Below are 26,118 nucleotides of genomic sequence, written 5' to 3' on the forward strand. Positions count from 1 at the left end.
AGTTATGACGTCCCTCGATGAGACCCGCTCCGCAGTCGGCACGGCATCGGACCGCGGTGCGGCTCCCGGGTCGGCGATGACCCGCGAGGAGTTCAGCGCCCACTGCGCCGCGATCCTGAAGAACCTGTGCAGCGTGATCGACGGCAAGGACGCCGAGGTCTCGATGGCCCTGACGGTGTTCCTCGCCGGTGGCCACCTGCTGATGGAGGACGTCCCCGGCACCGGCAAGACCGTGCTGGCGAAGTCGCTGGCGGCCTCCGTCGGCGGCACCGTCTCGCGGATCCAGTTCACCCCGGACCTCCTGCCCTCCGACGTCACCGGCGTCTCGGTCTTCAACCAGGCCACCCGCGACTTCGAGTTCAAGCCGGGTCCGGTGTTCGCGAACGTGGTGATCGGCGACGAGATCAACCGCGCCTCGCCCAAGACCCAGTCGGCGCTGCTGGAGTGCATGGAGGAGCGCCAGGTCTCGGTCGACGGCGTGACGCACGTCCTGCCGCGGCCGTTCGCGGTGGTGGCGACGCAGAACCCGGTCGAGATGGAGGGCACCTACAGCCTCCCCGAGGCGCAGCGCGACCGCTTCATGGCGCGGCTCTCGCTCGGCTATCCCGACGAGCGCGCCGAGCTCGAGATGATCCGCACCCGCGACGCCGCGAGCCCGCTGGAGGAGCTGCGCCAGGTCGTCGGCCACGATCAGCTCGCCCGGATGATGGACTACGTCCAGTCGATCTACGTCGCCCCGCCGGTGCAGGAGTACGTGGTGGCGATCATGCAGGCGACCCGCATCGATCCCGAGCTGCGCCTCGGCGGCAGCCCGCGCGCGACCCTGCAGCTGATCGCCGCGGCGAAGGCGCTCGCCGCGATCAACGACCGCGACTTCGTCGTCCCGGACGACATCGACGTGCTCGCGGTGCCGGTGCTCGGCCACCGCCTGCTGCCGGCGACCCGGCTCCCCGGCCGCTCCGGCACCGGCGCCTCGCACTCCGTCACCGAGGTCGTCCAGCGCATCGTCGCCGCCACCCCCGTCCCGTTCAGCGGCCGTGCCGACTGAGCCGCGCGGTCCCCGCTCCGGCGCACCCCGGTCCCGTGAGCCCCAGCGGCGCGGTGCGGAGCGGTCGGCTCGGCGCATCGGCGCGCTCCCGGCCGTCCGGGGGGTCGCGCTCACCCTGCGCGGCTGGGCACTGGTCGTGCTCGGCGCGCTCGGGATCGTCGTCGCGCCGGTCATCGAGTTCCGCGAGCTGCTCTTCGTCGGGATCGTCCTCCTCGGCCTGCCCGTCGCCGCGGTCCTCGCGCTGCTCGCCGTGACGCCCGTGCTGCAGGTGCAGCGGCGCTTCGCCCCGCAGGTCGTCGCGGTCGGCGACGTGGTCGACGTCGACGTCGTCCTCGACAACCGCGGCGCGGCCCTGCGGGCCGGTGCCCGGGCGGAGGACCGGCTCGACCGCGTCGAGCGCGGTCTCGTCTCCGGGCGCACCGTCGCCCGCGGCGCGTTCACCCTGCCGGCGGTCGCGCAGCGGGGGAGCGGCTCGAGCCGGGTCCGCGCCCGCTACCGCCTCCCCGCGGGGCGGCGCGGCATCCACCGCATCGGCCCGCTGCGGCTCCTCCGCGGCGACCTCTTCGGCCTGGCGGTCCGCGAGACGATCGCGGGCGCGGCGCAGCCCTTCGTGGTCACTCCGCGGGCCGTCCCGCTGCAGAGCGACGTGCTCGACGCGCACGGCGCCGGCGGCTCCAGCCCGGTCGCGCATGCGACCGCCGGGGCCGGGACCGACGACGTGATCCCGCGCGACTACCGCCCCGGCGACGCCATGCGTCGCGTGCACTGGCGGGCCAGCGCCCGCTCGGGCGAGCTCAAGGTCCGCCAGGACGAGCAGAACACCGACCCGCACGCCTGGATCCTGCTGGAGACGCGGGCCGCGCGCATCCTCGACGAGCGCGGCGGCGACGACCGCCTGGAGTGGGCGGTCTCGATGACCGCCTCGCTCGCGGTGCACCTGCTCGAGCGCGGCTTCGAGACGCACCTGATCGAGACCGGCGCGCCCGACCAGCCCGTCCGCTCCGAGGACGAGCGCGAGGCCGCGCACGACGTGCTGCTGCGCCTGGCCGAGCTCGCCCCCGCCGCCGAGTCGGTCGAGGCGGTCGGCCGCATCGCCGCCGAGATGCGCGACGCCGGCGGCAGCCGCCCGGTCTTCGCCGTCCTCTCCCGGCTGCACGAGGAGGACCTCGCCGCTCTCGCCTCCCTCGCCGCCCACGCGCGCCCGGCCGTCGCCTTCCTCGTCGGCGGCACGCCCGAGGAGGAGGCCGCGCTCGGCTCCCTCGGCTGGTACCCCGTCCCGGTCACCCCGCGCACCGCCGTCGAGGAGGCGTGGGCCCAGGCCCTCGCGCTCCGGGTGGTCGCGTGAGCCGCCGCGGGCGCGACGCCCGCTCGGGCTCGGTCCTGCTCTCGGTCCTGCTCTGGCTCTCGCTCGTCACCGCGTCCTCCGGCATCGGCCGCCTGCTCGAGGGCATCGGCTGGCTCGTCCAGCTGGCCGTCGCGGTCGGCGTCGTCCTCGCCGTCCCGGCCGCCGCGCGTGCCGTCCGCGCCCACCCGGTGCTCCCGCCGATCCTCGGCACCCTGGCCGCGGTCGGCGTGCTCACCGCGATGTTCGTGCCCGGGCGGGCGCTGCTCTTCCTGGTCCCGACGCCGGGAGCGATCGCCGACGCGCAGACACTCGCCCAGGCCGGCTTCACCTCGATCGCCGAGCAGGGCCTGCCGGCGGTCGCCGACAACGGCATCGCCTTCCTCCTCGTCGGCGGTGTGGTCGTGCTGGCCTGGGCCGCCGACCTCTTCGCCTTCTCGGTGCGGCTGCCCGCGCTCGCCGGTCTCTTCCCCGCCACCCTGCTGGCGGTGCCGGCCGTCATCGACCCGGCCGACGTCTCCTGGCCGAGCCTGCTGCTCACGGCGCTGGTCTACCTCGGGATCCTCGCGGTCAGCGCGCGTCCCGAGCGCCGCGCACCGCGCGGGGGCTCGCTCGGCGCCGCCGTGCCGTCGATCGCGATGGCCGGGGTCGTCGTGATCGCCGCCGGGCTCGTCGCCGGCTCCGCGGGCGGCTTCACCCGCGTCTCCACGCCGTCCGGGGTCTCGGGCACGCTCTTCAACGGCTCGATCGACCCGGTCGTCGCCCTCGGCGCCGACCTCCGCCGGCCCAACCCGGTGACGGTGCTGCGCTACTCGACCGACTCCGACCTGCCGGTCTATCTCCGCGTGCTCACCGTCTCGGACTTCGAGGGTGAGGACTGGGCGCCCAGCGACACCGAGGAGACCGCGGACATCGCCGCTCCCATCGCTCCCGCCGGTCTCGGCGAGGCCGTTCCGCGCGAGACCGAGGAGGTCGACGTCTCGGTCGAGACCCTCCGCAGCCGCTGGCTGCCGGTGCCCTACCCGGTCTCCGAGCTCAGCGGGGTCGGCGACGGCTGGCTGCAGGACGTGCAGGACGGCTCGATCCGCGGCGACGCCACCACCCGCGCCGGCGACGAGTACCAGGTGCAGGCGCTGCGCCTCGAGCCCGACCCGCAGCAGCTCCTCGACGCGCCCGTGCCCACCGGCTTCGAGCGCTACCTCTCGCTCCCGGAGGACGTGCCGGAGATCGTCCGCAGCACCGCCGCGGAGGTCACCGCGGACGAGGTCACCGCCTACGACCGGGCCCGCGCGCTGCAGACCTTCTTCCGCTCGTCCGAGTTCCGCTACTCCGAGGACACCCCCGCCGAGGAGGGCTACGACGGCGACGGCGTCGGCGTGCTCGCCTCCTTCCTCGAGGTCCGCGAGGGCTACTGCGTGCACTTCGCCTCGGCGATGGCCGTGATGGCGCGGGAGCTGGGGATCCCCTCCCGGCTCGCCATCGGCTACCAGCCGGGCTCGGTCGTGCCCTCGCCGGGCACCGAGCTGACCAGCTACCGCGTGCAGTCGTCCGATCTGCACGCCTGGCCGGAGCTGTACTTCGAGGGCGTCGGCTGGCTCCCGTTCGAGCCGACGCCGAGCCGCGGCGCCCCGGCCTCGTACACCCTGCCGAGTGCCACGACCTCCGCCCCCTCGACGACCCCCGGAGCCGCCGCGAGCGCCGCTCCCGGCGCGGCGCCCGGCGAGACCGCGACGCCGACTCCCACCGCGTCGACCGCGACGGCGACGCCCGGGGCCCTCGGCGGCTCCACGGCGTCCACCGCCCCGGTCGTCACGCTCTGGTCGCTGCTCGTCCTGCTGCTGCTCGTGCCGTGGCTCCTGCGCGTCGTCCAGCGCGCCGTCCGCCGGCGCCGGGCGGCCGACGGCTCGCTCGAGCCGGCCTGGGCCGAGCTGGTGGCGAGCGCGCGCGACCTCGGTGTCCCGGTCGAGGACGGCGAGTCGCCGCGAGCCCAGGAGGCTCTGATCGCCGATGCCCTCGGCGAGGACGAGGGCGCACGGTCGGCCCTGCGGGAGCTCCGGCAGGGGGTCGAGCGCGTCCGCTACGCGCCGGTGCTCGCGGAGCAGTCCGCGGGCTGGCGCGCAGCGACGACGGTGGTCGCCGGACTGCGCTCCTCCGTCGGCACCGGCCGCCGCCTGAGCGCGGCTGTCGCGCCGCGATCGGTCCTCCCGGGCCTCGCGCGGGTCCGGCGTCCGAGGTCCGACCTATGATCGTCGGGTGATCCCGGACCCCCTCGACGCCTCGCTCGCGCCGCTGATCGGCCCGCGCACGGCCAAGCCGATCGAGAAGGCGTTCGGCTACCGCACGGTCGGCGAGCTCCTCGGCCACTACCCGCGCCGCTACGCCAAGCGCGGCGAGCTGACCGACGTGTCGCGGCTGCCGGTGGGCGAGAACGTGACGATCGTCGCCGAGGTCCGCGAGGTGCGCTCGCGCGAGATGAAGAACCGCCGCGGCGGACTGCTCGAGGTGATCATCTCGGACGGCACGGGCACCCTCTCGCTGACGTTCTTCGGCCAGCCCTGGCGCGCCGCGCAGCTGCGCCGGGGCGTGCGCGGCATCTTCGCCGGAACCGTGTCGATGTTCCGCGAGACGAAGCAGCTCACCCACCCCGACTACCGGCTCTTCGACGACGAGGAGGTCACGGCGCACGGCCCGATCGCGAAGTCGGCGCTCACGAAGGACTGGACCGAGCGGCCGATCCCGATCTACCCCGCGACCAGCACGATCGCGAGCTGGCAGTTGCAGGCGGCGATCGACGTGGTGCTCGACGACCTGAAGTACGTGCAGGACCCGATCCCCGCCGAGGTGCGCGCGAACCGCAAGCTGCTCGACCTCGGCGCCGCGCTCGAGCTGATCCACCGGCCGCAGCGCGAGGGCGAGGAGGTCCCGGCGCGCGACACCCTGCGCTTCCACGAGGCGTTCCTGCTGCAGCTGGCCCTGCTCGAGCGGCGGGCGGCGGCGCGCTCGACTCCGGGCACCCGGCGGGTCGCCGAGCCCGGCGGTCTGCTCGAGCGCTTCGACGCCGCGCTGCCGTTCACGCTGACCGACGACCAGAGGACGGTCGGCCGGGAGATCGCCGGCGACCTCGCGGCCGAGTCGCCGATGTCGCGGCTCGTGCAGGGCGAGGTCGGCTCGGGCAAGACCCTGGTCGCGCTGCGGGCCATGCTCGCGACGGCCGAGAGCGGCGGGCAGTCGGCGCTGCTGGCGCCCACCGAGGTGCTCGCCGGCCAGCACCTGCGCTCGATCGTGCGCACCCTCGGGCCCGAGCTGGCGGCGGAGCTCTCGCCGACCCTCCTGACCGGCGGCCTCGGCGCCGCGGCTCGGCGCGCGGCCCTGCTGCGGATCGTCTCGGGCACCGCGAAGATCGTGGTCGGCACGCACGCCCTGCTCGGCGACAAGGTCTCGTTCTACGACCTCGGTCTGGTGGTGATCGACGAGCAGCACCGGTTCGGCGTCGACCAGCGCGATGCGCTGCGGCGGAAGGGGGCGCAGCCGCCGCACGTGCTCGTGCTGACCGCGACGCCCATCCCGCGGACGGTCGCGATGACCGTCTTCGGCGACCTGGACGTCTCGACGATCCGCGAGCTGCCGGCCGGTCGCCCGGGCATCACCAGCCACGTGGTGCCGCTGGCCGATCACCCCGCCTGGATCGCCCGGGCCTGGGAGCGGGCCGAGGAGGAGATCCGGAAGGGCCATCAGGTCTACCTGGTCTGCCCGGCGATCGAGCCCGGGGAGGCGGCGGAGGGTCCGCTCGCCGGTGACGACGAGCCCGCGGCCACCCCGCTGTCGACGGTGTCGGAGACGATCGAGGGCGTCCGCGGGCACGCCCTGCTCGGGAAGCGGCGCTCGGCCGCCCTGCACGGCCGGATGACGGCGGAGGAGAAGGACGCCGTCATGCGGTCCTTCGCGGCCGGCGAGATCGACGTCCTCGTCTCGACGACGGTCATCGAGGTCGGCGTCGACGTGCCGAACGCGTCGATGATGATCGTCCTGGACGCGGAGCGGTTCGGCGTCTCGCAGCTCCACCAGCTGCGCGGCCGGATCGGGCGCGGCGGGGTGCCCGGCGTCTGCCTCTTCGTCACCGCGGCCGAGGCCGGCACGACGGCGCGCGAGCGGGTCGAGACCGTCGCGGCGACCCTCGACGGCTTCGAGCTGGCCGAGGCCGACCTCGAGCTGCGCCGCGAGGGCGATGTGCTGGGTGACTCGCAGTCCGGCGGGCGCTCCTCCCTGCGCCTGCTGCGCGTGGTGCAGGACTCCTGGCTCATCCTCGAGGCCCGGGTGCTGGCCGAGCGGCTGCTCGAGACCGATCCGGTCCTCGCCACGCACGACCGCCTGCGTGCCGCGCTCGAGCGGCGCGTGCAGGAGCGCGACCGCGAGTTCCTCGGCAAGAGCTGACCCCGACGGGGTGGTCGGGTCCGGGTAGGCCCGCCGGGGCGCCCGATACGCTGGGGGCATGGCCCGCATCGCCGTCGTCCCCGGCTCGTTCGACCCCGTCACCCTCGGGCATCTCGACGTCATCGAGCGCGCCGCGCGCCTCGTCGACGAGCTGCACGTCGTCGTCGTGCACAACCCGTCCAAGACCGCGCTGCTGCCGATCGCGCAGCGCGTCGCGCTGATCGAGCAGTCGATCGCCGAGGCCGGCATCGAGGGGTCGATCGTCGTCGCCTCCTGGAGCATGGGACTGCTCGTCGACTACTGCACCGACGTCGGCGCGAGCATCCTGGTGAAGGGCATCCGCTCGCAGGTCGACGTGGCCTACGAGACGCCGATGGCGATCGTGAACCGCAACCTCGCGCATGTCGAGACCGTCTTCCTCCTGCCGGACCCCGCGCACGCCCACGTCTCCTCCTCGCTGGTGCGCCAGGTGTCGGGACTGGGCGGCGACGTCTCGCCCTACGTGCCGCCGGCCGTCGCGGCGTACCTCGCCTCCTGACCTCTCGCTCGCACGTTCCGGGCCCGGGCCGCAAGCGTCCGGGGGGCGTGCGCGACGCGTCTCCGGCGCCTGGGACAATGGCGGGATGAGTGCGATGCGCGTGGCGGCCTGGGTCCTCGAGGGGATCCCCGAGGTGGTTCCGGGGGACGACCTGCTCGAGCTGATCCTCGCGGCGGTCGCGGCCGCTCCCGAACCCGACCGTCCCGTCGACGGCGACGTCCTCGTCGTGACCAGCAAGGTGGTCTCGAAGGCCGAGGGCCGGGTCGTCGCGGCTGACGACCGCGAGGACGCCATCACTGCCGAGACGGTCCGCGTCGTGGCCACCCGGGCGCACGCGCACGGGGTCACCCGGATCGTGGAGAACCGCCTCGGCATCGTCCAGGCCGCGGCGGGGGTCGACTCCAGCAACGTCGCCGAGGGCACCGTCCTGCTGCTGCCCGAGGATCCGGACGCCTCGGCCCGCGCCCTCTGCGCCGGTCTGCGCGAGCGGCTCGGAGCGCGCGTCGGCGTCGTCGTGAGCGACACGCTCGGCCGTGCCTGGCGGGTCGGGCAGACCGACGCGGCGATCGGCGCGGCCGGCCTGCTGGTGATCGACGACCTGCGCGGCGCCGTCGACGCGCTCGGCCGGACGCTCGCGGTGACCATGCCCGCGGTCGCCGACGAGATCGCCGCGCTCGGCGACCTGGTCAAGGGCAAGGCGACCGGGCACCCCGTCGCCGTCGTCCGCGGCCTCGACCGCTTCGTCAGCGGCCTCGACGCACCGGGCGCCCGCACGCTGACCCGCACCGGTCCGGACGACATGTTCCGCGTCGGCGCCGACGAGGCGCACGCGGAGGGCTACGCCGAGGGTCACGCGGCAGGGCTCGCGGCAGCGGCCGGGCGGGTCGCGTCGTGAGCGGCGCCTGGACCGCCGTCGTCGTCTACCGGGGCCGTGGCACCTCCAAGACCCGCCTCGAGCTCGTGGCGCGCTCCGCCCTCGCCGAGGCGTTCCTCCTCGACACCCTGGCGGCGGTCGGCGCGGCGGAGTCCGTGGGCGCCGTCGTCCTCGTCACCTCCGACATGTCCGCGGTGGAGCGGGCCGCGCTCGAGCACCCCGGCCTGCACGTCGTCGGCGATCCCGGGCAGCTCAACCCCGCCGTCGCCGCGGGCATCGCGGCGGCGCAGGACCACCGCCCCGGCTCGCCCGTCATCGCGCTGACCGCCGACCTGCCCGCGCTCACCGCCGCCGATCTCGACGGCGCGCTCGCCGCCGCCGGCGACACCCCGGCGATGGTCGGCGACCGCGCCGGCAGCGGCACGACCGCGCTGCTCCTGCCCGGCGGGACCGGCCCGGAGCCGGCCTTCGGCCTCGACTCGCGGGAGAAGCACGTCGCTGCCGGCTACCGCGTGCTCGACCTGCCCGAGTCCTCGACGCTGCGGCTGGACGTCGACACCGTCGACGACCTGCGCCAGGCGGAGTCGGTCGGGGTCGGCGCCTGGACGGCGCGCGAGCTCGCCGACGCGGCCTGAGCGCCCGGGACACGTCAGTCGGCGAGCAGTCCCTCCTCGAACGCCGCCGTCAGCGCGCGGTCCACGGCGAGCGGCTGTCCGTCCACGGAGCGGATCGGCACGGCGCGCCGGGTGCTCGACACCAGCCAGGCCGCGTCGGCGCCGGCCAGCGCCGCGACAGGCAGGTCCCGCCGCGCGGAGGAGAGGCCGCGCCCCTCGCCGATCGGCAGCACTCTCGCCATCGTCGTCCCATCGAGGATCCCTGCGCCGGCGGCGGGCGTCACGAGCACCCCGTCCGCGAGCAGGACGAGACTCGAGGTCGCGCCCTCGAGCAGGAGGCCGTCGCTCGTGCGCCAGACCACGTCGTCGGCGCCCCGCCGCTTCGCCTCGCGCAGTGCGGCGCGGGTGACGGCGCCGGAGGTCGTCTTGACGCCGCCGAGCAGCCAGGGGGCCTCCTCCTGCACCCCGTGCGGGTAGCCGCGGTCGAGCACGGCGACGGCGACGCCCCTGTCACGCAGCTCCGAGGAGTCGGCGGTCGGCTCCGCGCGGACCGTCGCCCGCGCCGTCGTGGCGTCCCGGTAGCCCGCGACCAGCCGGATGCTGAGGTCCTCGACCGCGTCGTGCTCGGCGACCGCGAGGGCGATCGCCGCGGACCACGCCTCGGCGGACGGGATGCCGAGCCCGACAGCCGCGGCGGAGGCCGCGAGGCGCGCCAGGTGCTCGTCCTGCCCGCGGGCACGGCCCTGGATCACGGCCAGCGTCTCGAAGACGCCGTCGCCGCGCAGATAGCCCGGCTCGTCGACGCGGACGAGGCCGGCCCCGGGATCGCGGAGCAGAGGACTGCCGGAGTCGTCGATCTCGACGAGGACGGGGGAGGTCATGCCCCCATCCTGGACCGCCGGGCGGCTCGGCGTGCGGCTCGGCGTGCGGCTCAGCGGGCGGTCAGACCGCGCGCCACGTCCTCGGCCGTGAGCAGCTCGCGCGGCGGCTCCGCCCGCGCTCCGGCCGCGCCGAGGACGTCGACGGCGGCGAGGGCGTCGAGGTCGAGACCCGTCGGTCCGGCCAGGCTCGACACCGCGACCTGGAAGGTCCGGTAGGCGCCGAGCGGGGCGAGGCCCTCGCGGTCCTCCCCGTCGACGATCCGCCGCACCAGCGCGGTCTGGTCGAGCAGGTACGCGCTCGCCGCGAGGGTCGTGCCGTCAGGGCTCCAGGCCGCGATCTTCCAGAAGCGCAGCGGGACGCCGATGCCGCGGTAGACCGGGTCGCCCTCCGCCAGCACCGGGCCGGTGAAGACGTCGATCCGGGCGCGGTTCACCTGCGCGTACTCGAGGACGAGATCCTCGAGGCCGAGCCACAGCTCCTTGGACTGGTTGAAGCCGCTCGCCTGCGGCGCCGCGTTCGTGTAGCAGAAGCTGTCCACGTTGCCGGCGCGCGCCTCGGCCGACTCGCCCCAGACGGGGTCGCGGCGGCGGACGAGGTGGCCGCGGTCGAAGTCGTTCCGCGCGTACACCTCCGGCCCGGTCTGCTCGCTCGCGGGCACGCGCTCGTCGAGGTGCCAGTCGTCGCCGCGGCCGAGGTCGAGCAGTCGCGCGCCGTCGATGTTCACCGCGGTCGAGAGCGCGAGCCGGCGCTCCGGGTCGAGGAGCACCTCGAAGTGCGTGTACGGGAGCTGCCGCACCGCGCGGTCGCCGACGGGACGGGGCGCCGCCAGCGGGGCGCCGAGGAAGCCGGGATCGAAGCCGCTCACTGGTCGACCTCCGCCGTCGGGGTGGTGGTGGGTGTCGCGGTCGGCAGCGGCGTCGGAGTCGCGGTCGGCTCCGCGGTGGGCTCGGCCGTCGCGGTCGGCGCCGTGGTCGCCGTGGGAGCGGGCGCCTGCGTCTCGGGCGCGGGCACCAGGGCGCCGTTGCTCACGAGCAGCGTGATGCTGGAGTAGCGGGCGATCGTCGTCCCGGCGCCCGGGTCGGTGCCGGCGACGGTCCCGGCGGGCGTCGCGGCGTCGACGGTGGCGCCCTCCTCGACGTCGAAGCCGAGGTCCTCGAGCACCTCGGTCGCGTCGTCGACGGACTGCCCGGCGACGTTCGGCACGGCGATCTGCCGGCCGTTCAGCAGCGCGCTGCTCGGCTCGGCGAAGTCGTCTCCGCCGTACTTCTCGTCGGCGGCCGTCATCACCCTGTTCCAGATGTAGTGGCGGATGTTCGACGCGTAGGGCCGCGACTCCAGGTCCGAGTTCGGGAAGCGCACCTCGCGCATCGAGACGTGGCCGTCGATGTTGCCGACCCAGACGACGGTCGCGACGCGAGAGCTCGCGCCGTCGATCCAGGTGGATTCGGCGTTGTCGGTGGTTCCGGTCTTGCCGATGTGCTCGATCCCGTCATCGGGATCCGATTGGGCGGCCGTACCGGACGTGACGACGCGCTGGAGCGCGTAGTTCGCCACGGCGGTCAGCTCGGGCGAGAGTGCCTGGTTGCAGGTCGACGTCGGCGGCTGCACGCCGACTCCGGTCGCATCCGTGATGGAGTCGATCGCGATGGCCGAGCAGGCGGAGCCGTTGTTCGCGAATCCGGCGAAGGCGGTGACCATCGAGATCGGCGAGATCAGGGTGTCGGAGCCGAGGATCGAGGACGGCTTGTAGTCGATCACGCCACCGTCCGCCGCCTTCACTCCGAAGGCGACCGCCTGGTCGCGGATCGCGCAGAGATCGAGCTGCTGCGCCATGGAGACGAAGACGGTGTTGATCGAGCGCATCGTGCCCTCGAGGACGCTGTACGTGCCGTTCTCGTTGTCGTCGTTGCCGACCGCGGGATAGGAGAGGTCCTCGCCGCCGTTCGGGTCGCAGCTCGCCGTGAAACCGGAGAAGCCGCGCTCGCGGCCGTTCACCGTCTCATAGAGCGTGTGCCCGTTGGCGAGCCACTGCGCGAGGGTGAAGACCTTGTAGGTCGACCCCACCTGGAAGCCGGCGGAACCGCCGTAGGCCGTGTCGGTGTTGAAGTTGATCGCCGAGAAGTTCGCTCCGTTCACGGAGCCGGCGGCGTCGTAGTCCTTGTTCTGGACCATCGCCAGGACGCGGCCCGTGCCCACCTCCATCGAGACGGTCGAGCTGCCGATGTTGACGTCGTTCGTGGGCACCTTCGGCACTGCGGCGTTCGTGGCCGCCGTCGCGACGTCCTGGAGCTCGCGGTCGAGCGTCGTGTAGATCTTGTAGCCGCCGCGCTGGAAGTTGGCGAAGCGGGTGTTCTCATCGTCCCCGAACGCGGGGTCGTTCTGGATGACGCGGGTCACGTAGTCGCAGAAGAAGGCGGCGTTGCCGGCCTGCTGGCAGCCCGTGGGCGTCTCCTTGATCGCCGGGACGACCTCCTCGGCCACCGCCGCGTCGTGGTCGGCCTGCGAGATCTTCCCCTCCTCGAGCATCCGGCCCAGGACGTAGTCGCGCCGGACCTTGTTCTCGGGGATGTTCTCCGGCTGGTCGATCCGGAGGCCGTTGGGGTTGTTCACCGTCGCGATCAGGCTGGCGGCCTGGGCGAGCGAGAGCGTCGCCGCGGTGCTGGAGAAGTAGTACTCGGCCGCGGCCTGGATCCCGTAGACCTGCCCGCCGAAGCCGGCGATGTTGAGGTAGCCCAGCAGGATGTCGTCCTTGCTGTACTTCTTCTCGAGGTCGACGGCGAGCTTCATCTCCTTGAGCTTGCGTGCCGGCGTCGTGGCGGTCGCCTCGTCGTAGGCGGCCTGCGAGGCGGCGGCGTCGGTGTCGCTGAGCGCCTCGGCCTTCTGCACGAGGACGTTCTTGACGTACTGCTGGGTGATCGAGGACCCGCCCTGCAGATCGCCGCCGACCACGTTGCTCAGCACCGCGCGGATCGTGCCCTGCAGGTCGACGCCGCCGTGCTCGTAGAAGCGCGGGTCCTCGGTCGAGACGGCCGCGTCCTTCACGAACTGGCTGACCTGGTCGAAGGCCACCTCCTCGCGGTTCTGCGCGTAGAAGGAGGCGAGGAGACCGTCGGTCCCGTCGGCGTTCTTCGCGTAGATCTCGGTCTTCTGCGCCAGCTGGCCCAGCTCGAGGTACTCGGGCACGGTCTCGAAGAGCCCGATCGGGTTGTTGGCGGCGAGCCCGGTGACGGCGAGGGCGGGAGTGACGCCGACGGTGATCAGCAGCCCTCCGGCCAGGCTCGCTCCGACGACACCGAGGACGCGGGCGAGCACGCCGCTGCGGGCGGTTCCTTGCGCAGACATGGCTACGAGAGTAGGCGACGAGTCTGTACCGGCGGTGCCGCGCTGCGCCGCGTCGGCTCGGAGTACGGTGAGCGGATGAGCCGGCAGCAGCGATGAGCACCTCCGAAGGCACCGCGACGAGCCGCCCGCGCGCGGTCCTCGTGGTCGCGATCCTCGCCTCCTTCGTGGCGTTCCTCGACGGCACCGTCGTCAACGTGGCGCTGCCCGCGATCACCCGCGAGCTCGGCGGCGGGCTCGCCGTGCAGCAGTGGGTGGTCGACGGCTACCTGATCACGCTCGGCGCGCTGATCCTGGTCGCCGGCTCGCTGGCCGACCGGATCGGGCGCGCCCGCAGCATGACGATCGGCCTGATCGGCTTCGGCGTCACCTCGCTGCTCTGCGCGCTCGCGCCGACGGCGGAGGTGCTGATCGTCGCCCGGATGCTCCAGGGCGCCGCCGGGGCGATCCTCGTGCCCAGCTCGCTCGCGCTGATCATCGCGACGGTCCACGGCGCCGCGCAGGCGAAGACCATCGGCGCGTGGACCGCGTGGACGGGCACGGCGACGATCGCGGGCCCGGTGATCGGCGGGCTGCTCGTGGACGCCGGCTCCTGGCGCTACGTCTTCGCGCTCAACCTCCTCCCGATCGCGGTGACGCTGCTGCTGCTGCGCCGGCTCGGCCACGTCGACTCCGGCACCCGGGTGCCGATCGACGGCGTCGGCGCGGTGCTCGGCGTGATCGGCCTCGGCGGCCCGGTCTTCGCGCTGATCGAGCAGGAGCGGCTCGGCTTCGGGAACCCGCTGGTGCTCGTCGCCCTGATCGGCGGTCTGGCCGCCCTGGTCGCCTTCGTGCTCTGGGAGCGGCGGACGCCGAACCCGATGCTGCCGCTCTCGCTGTTCGCCTCGCGCAACTTCACGGTCGGCAACGTGTCGACGGCGTTCATCTACGGGGCGCTCTCGTTCGGCTTCTTCGCCCTGGGTCTCTACCTGCAGCAGGGGCTCGGCTTCTCGGCCACGCTCGCCGGCCTCGCCACGCTCCCGCCGACGATCCTGCTCCTGCTGCTCTCGCAGGTCGCCGGCGCGCTGACAGCGCGGTTCGGGCCGCGGCTCTTCATGGGCGTCGGCCCGCTGGTCGCCGGCGTCGGCTTCCTGCTGCTGGCCGGTGTGCGGCCGCCCGCCGACTACGTGACGCAGCTGCTGCCCGGCATCCTGCTCTTCGGCCTCGGCCTCGCGATCACCGTCGCCCCGCTGACCTCCACCATCCTCGGCGCGGTCGACAGCCGGCACAGCGGAGTCGGCTCCGCGATCAACAACGCGGTCTCGCGGATCGCCGGGCTGGTCGCGATCGCCGCCACCTCCCTGATCGTCGGCGACACGCTCGACGCCGAGGGCTTCCGCCGCGCGGCGATCGCGACCGCCGTGCTGCTCTTCCTCGGCGGGCTGGTCTCGCTGCTCGGCATCCGCAACCCGGTGCGCGACGCGGAGCCGACGGGCGCGGAGCCGACGGCCGCGCGCTGACAGGTCGGCCGCCCCGGACGGCTCAGCCGTCCAGCTCGGCGACGTCGTAGCCGAAGATCGCGCCGTCGGCGTCCTCCTCCGCGATGCCGGCGTAGGCGAAGCCGAACGGGTTCTCTCCGTCGACGATCGCGTTGTAGACGCCGTCGAAGGAGAAGCGGCCGGTCACCGGGTCGACCGGGGTGAACCGGCCCGCGTCGCGGCGGAGGTCGACGCGCTCGTTCGGGTCCGAGAAGTTCACGAAGGCCTTCGAGGGCATCGGACCGCGCGAGATGGTGACGGTGCCGGTCAGCGGCGGGAACTCGACCCGGTCGCCGACGCGGGTCCCGCGGTACTGGCGGGGGGTGAAGACGATCGTGCCGGTGATCTCGGTGGTCGAGGCCGCGGCGCCGGGGGAGGCGAGTGCGGCTCCGACCACGGGAGCGGCCCAGGCGCCGGCCAGCACGGTGCGGCGGCGGAGGGCGTCGGCGGGGGTGGGGGCGTCGGTCATCGGTGTCTCCTGTCGAAGGGCGCCTCTCAAGGGGCGCCGGCTCTGGCCGGGGATCGCGCGGATGCTGCGGGGCCGTCCTCAGTCTTCGTCGTGCTCCGCGCGGACTCACCCGGGCCGTGGCGGTCGTCTGTGCCCCTTCCGAGGGTGGAAGGCGGCGTGGAAGTGTCCATCAGTCGTCGGACAGGGGTCCCGTGTCGAAAAAGGTTGTCGCTACATGGAATACTCGATCCGTCGATGCGCTTGCATACATCGGACGGGGACGAGCTTCCCGCGCGATTCACACTCTCGAGGAGAAACCATGAGCGACACCACCACCATCCCCGGATACCGCGCCGGCACCTGGGTCATCGACCCCACGCACAGCGAGGTCGGCTTCAGCGTCCGCCACCTGATGATCAGCAAGGTCAAGGGCAAGTTCGAGCGCTTCACCGCCACCTTCACCACCGGCGAGAACCCGCTGGACTCCAAGGTCGAGGCCACCGCCGAGGTCGCCTCCATCAACACCAACGAGCCCAACCGCGACGGACACCTCCGCACCGGCGACTTCTTCGAGGCCGAGAAGTACCCCTCGATCCACTTCGTGTCGACCGCGGTCCGCGCGAACGGCGACGACTTCCTCGTCGACGGCGAGCTCACCATCAAGGACGTCACCAAGCCCGTGACCTTCGAGGTCGAGTTCGGCGGCTTCGGCTCCGACCCCTACGGCAACTACAAGGCCGGTCTGACCGCCAAGGCGACCATCGACCGCACCGACTTCGGTCTCACCTACAACGCCGCCCTCGAGACCGGTGGCGTGCTCATCGGCGAGAAGGTCACCATCACGCTCGACCTCCAGGCCGCGCACCAGGCGTAGTCCGTCCCCCCACGACCGAGGCCGCCCCTCCCCACCCGGGGAGCGGGCGGCCTCCGTCGTTCCAGGCCCCCCCCCGCCACTCCACCCCTCCGCCACCCCGGCACCTCCGGCTCGCGAAACCACCTCCGGCTCGCGATTCCTGCCGGTTCCCGCGTGCCGAGGCGGTCTCCGCGAGCCGAACCTCCGGCGGGAGGATCTCCGGCTCGTGATTCGCCCTCCGGCTCGCGATTCCGCCCCGTTTCCGCGTGCCGCGACGGTTTCCGCGAGCCGAACCTCTGGCGGGAGAACCTCCGGCTCGCGATTCCGCCCCGTTCCCCGTGCCGAGGCGGTTTCCGCGAGCCGAACCTCCGGCGGGAGGACCTCCGGCTCGTGATTCGGCCTACGGCTCGTAGTTCTGCGGGGTTCCAGCGTGCCGAGACGGTTCTCGCGAGCCGAACCTCCGGCGGGAGGACCTTCGGCACGCGAAATCATCTCCGGCTCGTCGTTCTGCGCGGTTTCCGCGTGCTGAGGACGTTTCCGCGAGCCGAACACGTCAGGCGCGATGAGCTTCGGCTCGTGATTCGAGCTCCGGCTCGTGGTTCTGCGGGGTTTCCGCGTGCCGGGGCGGTTTTCGCGAGCCGAACCTCGGGTGGGAAGCCCTCCGGTTTGCGATTCGACGGTCGGCTCGCGAAATGCTCTTCGGCTCGTCGTTCTACGCAGTTTCCGCGTGCCTGGGCGGTTCTCGCGAGCCGGAGCTTGGGCGGCGAGGCCTTCGGCTCGCGATTACGCGTACGGCTCGTGGTCTGGCGGGGTTTCCGGGTGCCGAGGAATGTTCGGCGAGCCGGAGGTCCGGCGGGAGGATCTTCGGCTCGTGATTCGACCTCTGGCTCGCGGTTCCTCACGGTTCCCGCGTGCCGAGGTGGATTCTGCGAGCCGGACTTCGCCGTCGAGCAGCTTCGGCTCGCGGAATCAGCTCCGGCTCGTCGTTCTGCGCGGTTTTCGCGTGCCTAGGCAAGTTTCGCGAGCCGAAGCTCGGGCTGCGGGAGTCGCGGCTCGCGATTCCACGTCCGGCTCGTCGTTCCGCACGGTCTCCGCGTGCCGAGGCCGGCTCTGCATGCCCGAGACCCGCGCGTCGGCACGGCCGTGCCGCACGGGGCTAGAGGATGCCGAGCTCGGTCAGCTGCTCGGAGATGCCGGCGCCGTCCGGGGCGTAGACCCACGGGGTGCCGCTCGTCTCCGAGAGGTCGGCCGCCTTCGAGCGACCGCCCGCGAGCACCGCCTCGCCGTTGGAGAGCTGGCGGATCGCGATCGCCGCGACCTTCTCGGGGTGCTCGTGCGCGAAGTCGGAGTAGATCTCCTCGTCGTGCTGCCCGTCGTCGCCGACCAGCAGCCAGCGGACGTCCGGGAACTCCACGGCGAGGCGGCGGAGGTTCTCCTCCTTGTGCTGCTTGCCGCTGCGGAACCAGCGGTCGTGCGTCGGCCCCCAGTCGGTCAGGAGCAGCGCCCCCGCCGGGTAGAGGTGCCGCGACAGGAACCGCGTCAGCGCCGGCGCCACGTTCCAGGCGCCGGTGGAGAGGTAGATGACGGGCGAGCCCTGGTTCTGGCGGGAGAAGCGGTCGAGGAAGACGGCCATCCCCGGCGTGGGCATCCGCGCGTGCTCGTCGAGCACGAACGTGTTCCAGGCGGCGACGAAGGGCCGGGGGAGCGCCGTGACCATGACCGTGTCGTCGACGTCGGACACGACGCCGATCCTCGCCTCCGGCCGCACGATGAAGACGGGGGCCTCGACCGGCGCGCCGCCCTCGACAGTGAGGGTGATGCGGTGCCAGCCCGGCTCGAGCGTGATCGGGATGTCGGTGTCGATCACACCGCCGCGATCCGCGACCATCCGGTGGCTCTGCCCGTCGACCGAGACCGAGACGACCGCCCCGCTGATGTAGAGGCTCGTGAAGCTGCGCCAGCCGCGGACGCTCTCCACGGGCTGGACCTCCTCCGCCCCGGGCGGGGTCGGCCGGGTGTAGAGGACGCGCGCGAGCACGCGGAGCTGCTCGGTGGTGCCGTAGCCGGTGTAGGGGATGATCCGCGGCACGTAGCCCTTGCGCGTCACCCGGCGCATGCGCAGCGCGTGGATCCGGTCCTCGATGCGTGCGGCGCGGTGCAGGACCTCGGCCGCCCCGGCGCTCATCGGTTTGCTCTCAGGCGTCAGCGGCATCCGCCCAGTGTGCCAGACGGCCCCGACGGCCGGACGCCCCCGTCCGGCGGGCGCCGCGCTGCGCCGGAGGAGGGACGCCGGTCCGGCTCAGTCCTCGACGGGCTCGATCAGCTCCGGCCCGTTGCTGCCCACCGTGCCGACCGCGGCGCCGACGCGGTGCACGTCGAGCTCCTCGGCCAGCTCGGCCGCGCCGTCGGACGCCGCGCGGAGCAGCGAGCCGTCGCCCGGGGTGAGCGGGTCGAGCCAGTCCTCGATCAGCTCCGGCTGCAGCAGCACGGGCATCCGCTCGTGAACCTCGGCCACCGCGCCCGCGGACGGGCGCGTCAGGATCGTCGCCGACAGCAGCCACGGCGCCCCGGGCTCCGCCGAGCGCCACCACTCGTACAGCCCGGCGAACAGCACGAGTGCCCCGCCGCCCGGGGAGACGAACACGGGGGCCTTCGCGCCGTCGGCGCCGACCCGCCACTCGTACCAGCCGGAGGCCGGCACGATCGCCCGTCGCGCGGCGAAGGACTCGCGGAAGGAGGGCTTCTCGGCGACCGACTCGATCCGCGCGTTGAAGAGCGGCGCACCGGACGGATCCGCGGCCGAGCGGGGCACCAGGCCCCAGCGCGCGCCGGCCAGGCGGCGGCGCGGCGGCTCGCCCTCCTCCACGCCCTTCATCGACTCCGCGACGACGGCGATCCGCTGCGTCGGCGCGATGTTCCAGGACGGGCCCGGAAGATCCGCGCCGGGCTCGTCGATGTCGAAGAGCGCGACCAGGTCGGCGCTGGTCTGCGAGAGGACGAAGCGTCCGCACATGGGTCCTCCTGGGGTGCCGCTGCGCGCCCACCCTACGCGGGGCGAAGAAAGCGAGAGACATTCGGTGATTCGACGCGAACGGCACGTCCGCGTGCGTACGATTGTAGAAACCGATACCGAAGGAGCTTCGCCGTGCCGCTTGGAAACCTCGTCGATCGACCTTTCGGAGAGTCGCCTCAGGTCCGCAACGAGCCGGTCCAGGTCCGCAGCGCGGCCCGGCTGGCCTCCCTCCTCGACGCCGCCGCGGCCGTGGTCGACGAGGTCGGCTTCGACCGCCTGACCACCGCGATGGTGGCCGAGCGCGCGGGCGCCGCGATCGGCACCGTCTACCGCTACTTCCCCGACCGCATCGCCGTGCTCCAGGCGCTGCGCGAGCGCGCGCTCGAGCGCTTCCGCAAGAAGGTCATCACCGACATCCGCGAGAAGCACCCGGCGGACTGGTGGGGCGCCGTCGACTGCGCGGTCGACGCGTTCTGCGACATGCACCGCACCGAGGCCGGCTTCCGCTCGATCCGCTTCGTCGACACGATCCACGCCCCCGAGGTCGCGGGCGAGGCGTTCGAGGCGGGCTTCTTCGCCCGCCGCTTCGCCGAGATCCTCGCCTCGGAGTACGGCCTGCCGGGCGGCGCCCAGCTGTCGTTCCGCCTCGAGGTCGTGATCGAGGTCGCGGACGCGATGCTCACCCGCGCCTTCCTCATCGATCCGGCCGGCGACCAGCGCTTCATCGACGAGGCCCGGGTGCTGCTGCGCAACTACCTCTCGATGCACTACGGGCCGATCGAGGCCTGACCGCGACGGCCGCCGACGGCCTAGCTCTTTCCACGCTCCGGTGCAACACTGCGCCATCCGGGTTGGCACGCGTCTCCGAATGATGTTTTGCTGATCGCCAGGTTCTGACCGGGACCACGGGACAGGGAAGAGCAGGACCGTGATCGAATTCCGCGGAGTGAGCAAGCAGTATCCGGACGGCACGCGGGCGGTGGACGACTTCTCGCTCGTGCTGCCCTCCCGCCAGACGACCGTCTTCGTCGGCTCGTCCGGCTGCGGCAAGACGACGATCCTGCGGATGATCAACCGCATGATCGAGCCGACCGGCGGCACGATCGAGATCGACGGCGAGGACATCTCCACGCTCCCGGCTGTCTCCCTCCGCCGCCGCATCGGCTACGTGATGCAGAACTCCGGTCTCCTGCCGCACCGCCGGGTGATCGACAACATCGCGACCGTGCCGCGGCTGAACGGCGTCGCGAAGAAGCCGGCCCACGATCGCGCGCTCGAGCTGATGGACACCGTCGGCCTCGACCGCTCGCTCGCCACCCGGTACCCGAGCCAGCTCTCCGGCGGTCAGCAGCAGCGCGTCGGCGTCGCGCGCGGCCTCGCCGTCGACCCCAACATCCTGCTGATGGACGAGCCGTTCGGCGCCGTCGACCCGCTCGTGCGCGCCGATCTCCAGCGCGAGACCCTGCGCCTGCAGCGCGAGCTCGACAAGACGGTCGTCTTCGTCACCCACGACATCGACGAGGCGTTCCTGCTCGGCGACCAGGTCGTCATCCTCGAGAAGGGCGGCCGGATCGCGCAGAAGGGCTCGCCCGCCGAGATCCTCGCGAACCCCGCCAGCGAGTTCGTCGCCGGCTTCGTCGGCGCCGACCGCGGCAAGCGATCGCTGTCGATCGAGGAGCGCGACGGCGCCCGGATCGTCGTCGACGGCGACGGGCGGCCGACCGGCGTCCTGCGCGCGCAGGACGGCGTCGGCGCGTGAACTGGGTCGTCAACAACACCGATCAGATCGTCGCGAACCTGCTAGCGCACCTCGCGCTCTCGGTCCCGCCGATCCTGCTCAGCTTCGTGATCTCGCTGCCGTTCGGCTGGGTTGCCAACCGCTACCGCTGGAGCCGCGGCACGCTGCTCACCGGACTCGGCGTGCTCTACGCCATCCCGTCGCTGGCGATGTTCATCCTGCTGCCCGCGCTGCTCGGCATCCCGTTGCGCTCCACCGCGAACGTCATCATCGGCCTCACCCTCTACGGCATCGCGCTGATGGTGCGGACCACCTCCGACGCGCTCTCGGCGGTGTCGGAGGACGTCACCCAGTCGGCGACGGCGATGGGCTACTCGGCCTGGGCGCGGTTCTGGAAGGTCGAGTTCCCGCTCGCCGGTCCCGTCCTGCTCTCCGGCCTGCGCGTGGTCACGGTGAGCACGGTCAGCCTCGTGACGGTCGGCGCTGTGCTGGGCATCCAGAGCCTCGGCCTGCTCTTCACGGACGGCTTCCAGCGCGGCATCCAGGGCGAGATCATCACCGGCATCGTGCTGACCATCGTGCTGGCCCTCGTCCTCGACGGGCTCCTCGTGCTGCTCGGGCGCCTGCTGATGCCGTGGACCACCCTCGACCGGAGCCGCTCCCGCCGCAGGAGCGCCGCGAGCGCGAAGGCGGTGACCGCATGAACCTCATCGCCCAGGCCTTCGCCTGGATCGGCGACCCGGCGCACTGGGAGGGCATCTACGGCATCCCGACCCGCGTCGCGCAGCACCTCGGCATCAGCCTCATCGTGCTGGTGATCGCCGCGGCCATCGCCATCCCGCTCGGCTACCTCATCGGCCACACCGGCAAGGGCAAGGGCATCGCGGTGCCCGTCGCCGGCGGCCTCCGCGCGCTGCCCACCCTGGGCGTGCTGGTGCTCGCGGCGATGAGCCTCGGGCTCGGCCTGGGCGCACCGCTGATCGCACTCGTGATCCTGGCGATCCCGTCGATCCTCGCGGGCGCCTACTCCGGGCTCGAGGCGGTCGACCGCCGCACCGTCGACGCCGCGCGCTCCGTCGGCATGACGGAGTGGCAGATCCTGGCGAAGGTCGAGATCCCGCTCGGCCTGCCGCTGCTGATCGGCGGTCTCCGCGTCGCGGCCCTGCAGATCATCGCCACGGCGACGCTCGCCGACTACATCGGCGCCGGCGGTCTCGGCCGCTACATCTTCCAGGGCGTCAAGGCGGGCGACTACCCGCAGATGCTCGCGGGCTCGATCATCGTGATCGTGCTCACGCTGCTCAGCGAGGTGCTGTTCGCGGTCCTCCAGCGGATCGCCGTGCCCCGCGGCGTCGTGCTCGGCCTCGGCCGCGCCACGTCCGAGCGCTCAGGTTTCCGCGCGTCGTCACTCCGACGCCGCGCGGTGGTGGGAATCCCCATCGACGAAGGGAAATAAGAGATGTTCACAGCAACCAAGAAGGGCCGTGTCGTTCTCAGCGCACTCGCGGTCGGCGCCGTGGTGGCGCTGGCAGGGTGCTCGTCCAGCGATCCGCTCGACGAAGGATCGGGAGCGACCGCCGGCGGCGACACCATCGTCATCGGCTCGCAGGACTACTACTCGAACGAGATCATCGCCGAGATCTACGCGCAGGCCCTCGAGGACGGGGGGATGACCGTGCAGCGCGACTTCCGCATCGGTCAGCGCGAGATCTACCTGCCCGAGATCGAGAGCGGCTCGATCGACGTCTTCCCCGAGTACGGCGGCAGCCTCCTGCAGGCGCTGGAGCCGGACACGACCGCGACCACGGCCGACGACGTCTACTCGGCGCTCACCGACGCCCTGCCCGACGGACTGCGTGCGCTCGACGCCGCGGACGCGAGCGACCAGAACTCCTACACGGTCACCCAGGCCTTCGCCGACCAGTGGAACCTGACCGACATCGCCTCGCTGAAGAACGTCACCGACCCGATCGTGCTCGGCGGCAACTCGGAGCTGCAGACCCGTCCCTACGGACCCGACGCGCTGCAGTCGAAGTACGGCATCACCACGACGTTCCAGGCGATCGAGGACAGCGGCGGATCGACGACCGTCGACGCGCTGGCCAGCAACCAGATCCAGATGGCGAACATCTACACCGCCGACCCGAACATCGAGTCGAACGATCTGCTGCCCCTCGCCGACCCCGACGGCCTGTTCGTCGCGGACAACGTGGTGCCCATCGTCTCCGACAAGGTCGACGACGACGCCGCCGGGATCATCAACGGCGTCAGCGCGAAGCTGACCGCCGACGACCTCGTCGCGCTGAACTCCGAGAGCGTCAACGAGCAGAAGTCGGCCGCGGCCATCGCGACCGAGTGGCTCACCTCGGCCGGCCTGCTCGGCTGACCCGACCCGCTCACGCCCCGAGGCGCGTCACTCGTCGAGGTGACGCGCCTCTGCGCGTGAGAGGAGCTTCTTCACGCCGATGACGACCAGCACGAAGACCACGATCGCGCCGACGAAGAGGTAGCCCGCGTAGTGCAGGCTGTCCGACAGCTCGCGGTAGCCGCCCGCCGCCGCGGCTCCGACGCCGACGTAGGCGAACGACCAGAGGATGCACGCGGGCGTCGTCCAGGCCATGAAGGTCCGGTAGCTCATGCCGCTCATCCCGACGGTGAGCGGGATGAGGGAGTGCAGCACCGGGAGGAAGCGCGAGAGGAAGACGGCGATGCCGCCGCGGCGCGCGAGGTAGCGCTCGGCCCGCAGCCAGTTCTTCTCGCCGAGGCGGCGGCCGAGGCGCGACCTGCGGATGCGCGGTCCGAACCAGCGGCCGAGGTAGAAGCCGACCGACTCGCCGCAGAGCGCGCCGATGATCACGGCGACGGCGAGGGCGACGAACTGCAGGGGAGACGTCACGCCGGTCGCGCTGACGATCACGACGGTGTCGCCCGGCACGATCAGCCCGGCGAGGATCGTCGTCTCGAAGAAGACGGCGAGGCCGGCCAGCAGCGTCCGCCAGACGGGCGGCACGCTCACGACGAAGGCGAGGATGCCGGTCAGAGCGTCGTTCACGGGCGCGTGCGGTCCTGCATCTCAGCGGACCCGCTTGAGCAGCGACCAGAAGGTCTCGACGATCGAGCCCATGTCGACCCGGTCGTCGAGCAGCCACTGCACCTGCAGTCCGTCGGACAGCGCCGTGATCATCTTGCCGGCCAGCTCCGGATCGATGTCGGCGGCGATGAGCCCCTCGCTCTGGTCCTCGCGGACCCGGGCGGCGAAGACCTCGTTGACGGTCCGGTAGCGCTCGATGAAGAACTCGTGCGCGGGGTGCGACTCGTCGGTCGCGTCGGCGGAGAGCGTCGCGTAGAGGTGGACGAGACCGGGCACCTCGCTGTTGTGGCGGATCAGCCTGACGACCTCCTCGATCGCCTGGTCGCCCTTCTTCTCGAGGTCGTAGACGGCGCGGTCCGTGTCGTCGCGCTTGCGGAGGACCTCGGCGAAGAGCTCCTCCTTCGAGTCGAAGTAGTGCAGCAGCCCCGCCTGCGTCAGGCCGACCTCCTCCGAGATCTCGCGCAGCGAGGCCTTGCGGTACCCCTGCCGCGAGAACACCTCGAGGGCGGTCTGCAGAATCTCCTCGCGCTTCGCGACACCCTTGGCGTAGCTCCCCTTGCTCGGCATCCCTCGATCGTAGGGGGCGCGGCCGGGCGGGAGCCGCGAGCGTCGCGCGGTGACGGCGCACGATCTCTCACAGCGGACGCGGCACGCCGGGGCGACTGGGAAAAACCTGTGAAGATGCGAGCTCGACAGCGGGAAGCGTCGGCGCACGTGGTCGCTCGCCGTCGAGAGGTCCGTCGCCGACCCTCCGACGACCGGGGGCGCTGCTCGACCGGACCTGCGGGCGAAGATCTCTCGACGTGGAGACGCTCTGTCTCGACGTCGAGACGTCGCTGACGCGCGGGCCGTCGGCGGGCGGCTCGGACCGCCCCGGAAGGGTGTCGCCAGGGGCTCCGCGGGAGGCGCACATCCGCCCCAGTACTGGGATCCGAGGGCATCGCGCCCCTCCGGCCGACCTAGGCTCGGAGCCGTGAACGAACTCCTGGACCCGCTCCTCCTGTCGCGCTGGCAGTTCGGCCTGACGACGATCTACCACTTCCTCTTCGTGCCGCTCACCATCGGCATGGCGCTCACGGTGGCGATCTTCCAGACCTGCTGGGTGCGCACCGGTCGCGTGCACTACCTGCAGCTGACGAAGTTCTTCGGGAAGATCTTCCTGATCAATTTCGCGATGGGCGTGGTCACCGGCATCGTCCAGGAGTTCCAGTTCGGGATGAACTGGAGCGACTACTCCCGCTTCGTCGGCGACGTCTTCGGCGCCCCGCTCGCCTTCGAGGGGCTGCTCGCGTTCTTCCTCGAGGCGACGTTCATCGGCCTCTGGATCTTCGGCTGGGACAAGCTCCCGGCGAAGCTGCACCTCGCGACGATCTGGCTCACCACGCTCGGCACGACGCTCTCGGCCTACTTCATCATCGCCGCGAACGCCTTCATGCAGAACCCGGTCGGCTTCCGGATCAACGAGGCCAAGGGCCGCGCCGAGCTCACCGACATCTGGGCCCTGCTGACCAACAAGGTCGCGCTCGCCGCGTTCCCGCACACGATCTTCGCCTGCTTCATGGTCTCGGCCGCGGTGATCGTCAGCGTCGCCGCCTATCACCTCTCGCGGAACCAGCACCTCGAGACGATGCGCCCGGCGCTGAAGTTCGGCGCCTGGATGATGCTGATCAGCGGCGGTCTCACCCTCTTCACCGGCGACTCGCTCGGCCTCGCGATGGTCGACACGCAGCCGATGAAGATGGCGGCCGCGGAGGCGCTGTACACGACGTCCACCGGTGTCGACGCCTCGTTCTCGATCTTCACCTGGGGCACTCCCGACGGCTCGAGCGAGCTCTTCTCGATCCGCATCCCGTATCTGCTCTCCTTCCTCTCGACGCACACCTTCACCGGGACCGTCGAGGGCATCAACGACCTGCAGGCGCAGTACAGCGCGGTCTACGGCCCGGGCGACTACACGCCGATCATCTGGGTCACCTACTGGTCGTTCCGCTGGATGATGGCGCTCGGCGTCCTCGCCATCGGCGTCGCGGCCGCCGGCCTCTGGTTCACCCGCAAGGGCCGGCAGCCGAAGCAGTGGATGTGGAAGATCGCGATCTGGGCGGCACCGCTGCCGCTGATGGCGATGATCGTCGGCTGGGTCTTCACCGAGATGGGCCGCCAGCCCTGGCTGGTCTTCGGCCTGCTGAAGACCGCGGACGGCGTCTCGCCCGGGGTCAGCGGCCTCGAGGTGCTGATCTCGCTGATCGCCTTCACCGCGATCTACGGCACCCTCGCGGTCGTCGAGTTCCGGCTGATCAAGCGGGCGGCCCAGGCCGGCCCCGACGACGCCCCCGAGATCGACGAGGAGAGCGGTCGCCCGCAGCTCGTCGGCACCGTCTACTGAGAAGGGC

The 26,118-nt window shown here is 72.3% G+C and carries 23 protein-coding genes; 15 read left to right on the forward strand and 8 right to left on the reverse strand.

The genetic code is table 11. The features are described from left to right. Nucleotides 1–76: 76 nt before the first annotated feature. The 7 genes from EDF35_RS08105 to cofC all read left to right on the forward strand — a co-directional run bounded on the left by EDF35_RS08105 (nt 77) and on the right by cofC (nt 8,868). Nucleotides 77–1,048 carry a MoxR family ATPase gene (locus tag EDF35_RS08105; RefSeq protein ID WP_243839968.1) on the forward strand — a complete coding sequence of 324 codons (972 nt, stop codon included), beginning with the start codon at nt 77–79 and terminating at the stop codon, nt 1,046–1,048. Beyond that, nucleotides 1,038–2,393: a DUF58 domain-containing protein gene (locus EDF35_RS08110; RefSeq protein ID WP_133961737.1), complete on the forward strand. Its 1,356-nt coding sequence runs from the start codon at nt 1,038–1,040 to the stop codon at nt 2,391–2,393. The genes EDF35_RS08105 and EDF35_RS08110 overlap by 11 nt, the downstream gene beginning before the upstream one ends. After that, nucleotides 2,390–4,636: a DUF3488 and transglutaminase-like domain-containing protein gene (locus EDF35_RS08115; RefSeq protein ID WP_133961739.1), complete on the forward strand. Its 2,247-nt coding sequence runs from the start codon at nt 2,390–2,392 to the stop codon at nt 4,634–4,636. The genes EDF35_RS08110 and EDF35_RS08115 overlap by 4 nt, the downstream gene beginning before the upstream one ends. Before the next feature lie 7 nt (nt 4,637–4,643). Continuing rightward, nucleotides 4,644–6,821: an ATP-dependent DNA helicase RecG gene (locus EDF35_RS08120; RefSeq protein ID WP_243839903.1), complete on the forward strand. Its 2,178-nt coding sequence runs from the start codon at nt 4,644–4,646 to the stop codon at nt 6,819–6,821. A gap of 58 nt (nt 6,822–6,879) precedes the next feature. Then, nucleotides 6,880–7,359, forward strand: a complete 480-nt coding sequence (coaD, locus tag EDF35_RS08125; RefSeq protein ID WP_123445577.1) for a pantetheine-phosphate adenylyltransferase — start codon at nt 6,880–6,882, stop codon at nt 7,357–7,359. Between the two features lie 94 nt (nt 7,360–7,453). Next, entirely contained in the window at nt 7,454–8,254 is an 801-nt protein-coding gene (gene cofE, locus EDF35_RS08130) for a coenzyme F420-0:L-glutamate ligase (RefSeq protein ID WP_123445578.1), read from the forward strand. Further along, nucleotides 8,251–8,868 carry a 2-phospho-L-lactate guanylyltransferase gene (gene cofC / locus EDF35_RS08135; protein WP_133961742.1) on the forward strand — a complete coding sequence of 206 codons (618 nt, stop codon included), beginning with the start codon at nt 8,251–8,253 and terminating at the stop codon, nt 8,866–8,868. The genes cofE and cofC overlap by 4 nt, the downstream gene beginning before the upstream one ends. Nucleotides 8,869–8,882: 14 nt before the next feature. Here cofC and EDF35_RS08140 read toward each other — a convergent pair whose 3' ends face one another. The 3 genes from EDF35_RS08140 to EDF35_RS08150 are packed head-to-tail and all read right to left on the reverse strand — an operon-like array spanning nt 8,883 to nt 13,071. Further along, nucleotides 8,883–9,728, reverse strand: a complete 846-nt coding sequence (locus EDF35_RS08140) for an aminotransferase class IV (RefSeq protein ID WP_133961744.1) — start codon at nt 9,726–9,728, stop codon at nt 8,883–8,885. Nucleotides 9,729–9,778: 50 nt separating this feature from the next. Continuing rightward, the gene (locus tag EDF35_RS08145) at nt 9,779–10,594 is read right to left on the reverse strand and encodes a DNA/RNA non-specific endonuclease (RefSeq protein WP_133961746.1); all 816 of its coding nucleotides are present in this window, start codon (nt 10,592–10,594) and stop codon (nt 9,779–9,781) included. Further along, on the reverse strand, nt 10,591–13,071 hold the full coding sequence (locus EDF35_RS08150) for a transglycosylase domain-containing protein (protein WP_133961748.1): 2,481 nt from the start codon (nt 13,069–13,071) through the stop codon (nt 10,591–10,593). The genes EDF35_RS08145 and EDF35_RS08150 overlap by 4 nt, the downstream gene beginning before the upstream one ends. 92 nt (nt 13,072–13,163) lie before the next feature. Here EDF35_RS08150 and EDF35_RS08155 point away from each other — a divergent pair, with 92 nt between their 5' ends. Beyond that, nucleotides 13,164–14,567 carry a DHA2 family efflux MFS transporter permease subunit gene (locus EDF35_RS08155; RefSeq protein ID WP_133961750.1) on the forward strand — a complete coding sequence of 468 codons (1,404 nt, stop codon included), beginning with the start codon at nt 13,164–13,166 and terminating at the stop codon, nt 14,565–14,567. 22 nt (nt 14,568–14,589) lie between these two features. Here EDF35_RS08155 and EDF35_RS08160 read toward each other — a convergent pair whose 3' ends face one another. Then, on the reverse strand, nt 14,590–15,054 hold the full coding sequence (locus tag EDF35_RS08160; protein WP_123445584.1) for a hypothetical protein: 465 nt from the start codon (nt 15,052–15,054) through the stop codon (nt 14,590–14,592). Nucleotides 15,055–15,352: 298 nt separating this feature from the next. Here EDF35_RS08160 and EDF35_RS08165 point away from each other — a divergent pair, with 298 nt between their 5' ends. Then, a complete protein-coding gene (locus EDF35_RS08165; RefSeq protein WP_123445585.1) occupies nt 15,353–15,907 on the forward strand; it encodes a YceI family protein in 555 nt (184 codons plus the stop codon). A 1,135-nt stretch (nt 15,908–17,042) separates the two neighbouring features. Here EDF35_RS08165 and EDF35_RS08170 read toward each other — a convergent pair. Then, nucleotides 17,043–18,098 carry a phosphatase domain-containing protein gene (locus EDF35_RS08170; RefSeq protein WP_133961752.1) on the reverse strand — a complete coding sequence of 352 codons (1,056 nt, stop codon included), beginning with the start codon at nt 18,096–18,098 and terminating at the stop codon, nt 17,043–17,045. A gap of 87 nt (nt 18,099–18,185) precedes the next feature. After that, nucleotides 18,186–18,899 (reverse strand): SOS response-associated peptidase, encoded by a 714-nt coding sequence (locus EDF35_RS08175; RefSeq protein ID WP_127886258.1) that lies wholly within the window; start codon nt 18,897–18,899, stop codon nt 18,186–18,188. A gap of 132 nt (nt 18,900–19,031) precedes the next feature. On the opposite strand from EDF35_RS08175, the gene EDF35_RS08180 reads away from it, so the two are divergent. From EDF35_RS08180 to EDF35_RS08200, 5 genes are all read left to right on the forward strand, one after another. Continuing rightward, nucleotides 19,032–19,688: a TetR family transcriptional regulator gene (locus EDF35_RS08180; RefSeq protein WP_133961754.1), complete on the forward strand. Its 657-nt coding sequence runs from the start codon at nt 19,032–19,034 to the stop codon at nt 19,686–19,688. A 139-nt stretch (nt 19,689–19,827) separates the two neighbouring features. Next, nucleotides 19,828–20,658: an ATP-binding cassette domain-containing protein gene (locus tag EDF35_RS08185; protein WP_123732083.1), complete on the forward strand. Its 831-nt coding sequence runs from the start codon at nt 19,828–19,830 to the stop codon at nt 20,656–20,658. Then, on the forward strand, nt 20,655–21,341 hold the full coding sequence (locus EDF35_RS08190) for an ABC transporter permease subunit (protein WP_123703047.1): 687 nt from the start codon (nt 20,655–20,657) through the stop codon (nt 21,339–21,341). Before EDF35_RS08185 ends, EDF35_RS08190 begins: the two co-directional genes overlap by 4 nt. Continuing rightward, a complete protein-coding gene (locus EDF35_RS08195; protein WP_133961756.1) occupies nt 21,338–22,093 on the forward strand; it encodes an ABC transporter permease in 756 nt (251 codons plus the stop codon). Before EDF35_RS08190 ends, EDF35_RS08195 begins: the two co-directional genes overlap by 4 nt. Nucleotides 22,094–22,096: 3 nt before the next feature. Further along, nucleotides 22,097–23,023 (forward strand): ABC transporter substrate-binding protein, encoded by a 927-nt coding sequence (locus tag EDF35_RS08200; RefSeq protein ID WP_133961758.1) that lies wholly within the window; start codon nt 22,097–22,099, stop codon nt 23,021–23,023. Nucleotides 23,024–23,050: 27 nt separating this feature from the next. On the opposite strand, the gene EDF35_RS08205 is transcribed toward EDF35_RS08200, so the two are convergent. Both EDF35_RS08205 and EDF35_RS08210 read right to left on the reverse strand, forming a co-directional pair. Further along, on the reverse strand, nt 23,051–23,689 hold the full coding sequence (locus EDF35_RS08205; RefSeq protein WP_133961760.1) for a DedA family protein: 639 nt from the start codon (nt 23,687–23,689) through the stop codon (nt 23,051–23,053). Between the two features lie 21 nt (nt 23,690–23,710). Next, on the reverse strand, nt 23,711–24,295 hold the full coding sequence (locus EDF35_RS08210; protein ID WP_123732086.1) for a TetR/AcrR family transcriptional regulator: 585 nt from the start codon (nt 24,293–24,295) through the stop codon (nt 23,711–23,713). Nucleotides 24,296–24,701: 406 nt separating this feature from the next. Between EDF35_RS08210 and EDF35_RS08215 the strand changes: the two genes are divergently transcribed. Beyond that, a complete protein-coding gene (locus tag EDF35_RS08215; RefSeq protein ID WP_133961762.1) occupies nt 24,702–26,111 on the forward strand; it encodes a cytochrome ubiquinol oxidase subunit I in 1,410 nt (469 codons plus the stop codon). Nucleotides 26,112–26,118 lie beyond the last annotated feature (7 nt).

Source organism: Rathayibacter sp. PhB151, assembly GCF_004366415.1.
In the GTDB taxonomy this organism is placed as follows: Bacteria; Actinomycetota; Actinomycetes; order Actinomycetales; family Microbacteriaceae; genus Rathayibacter; species Rathayibacter festucae.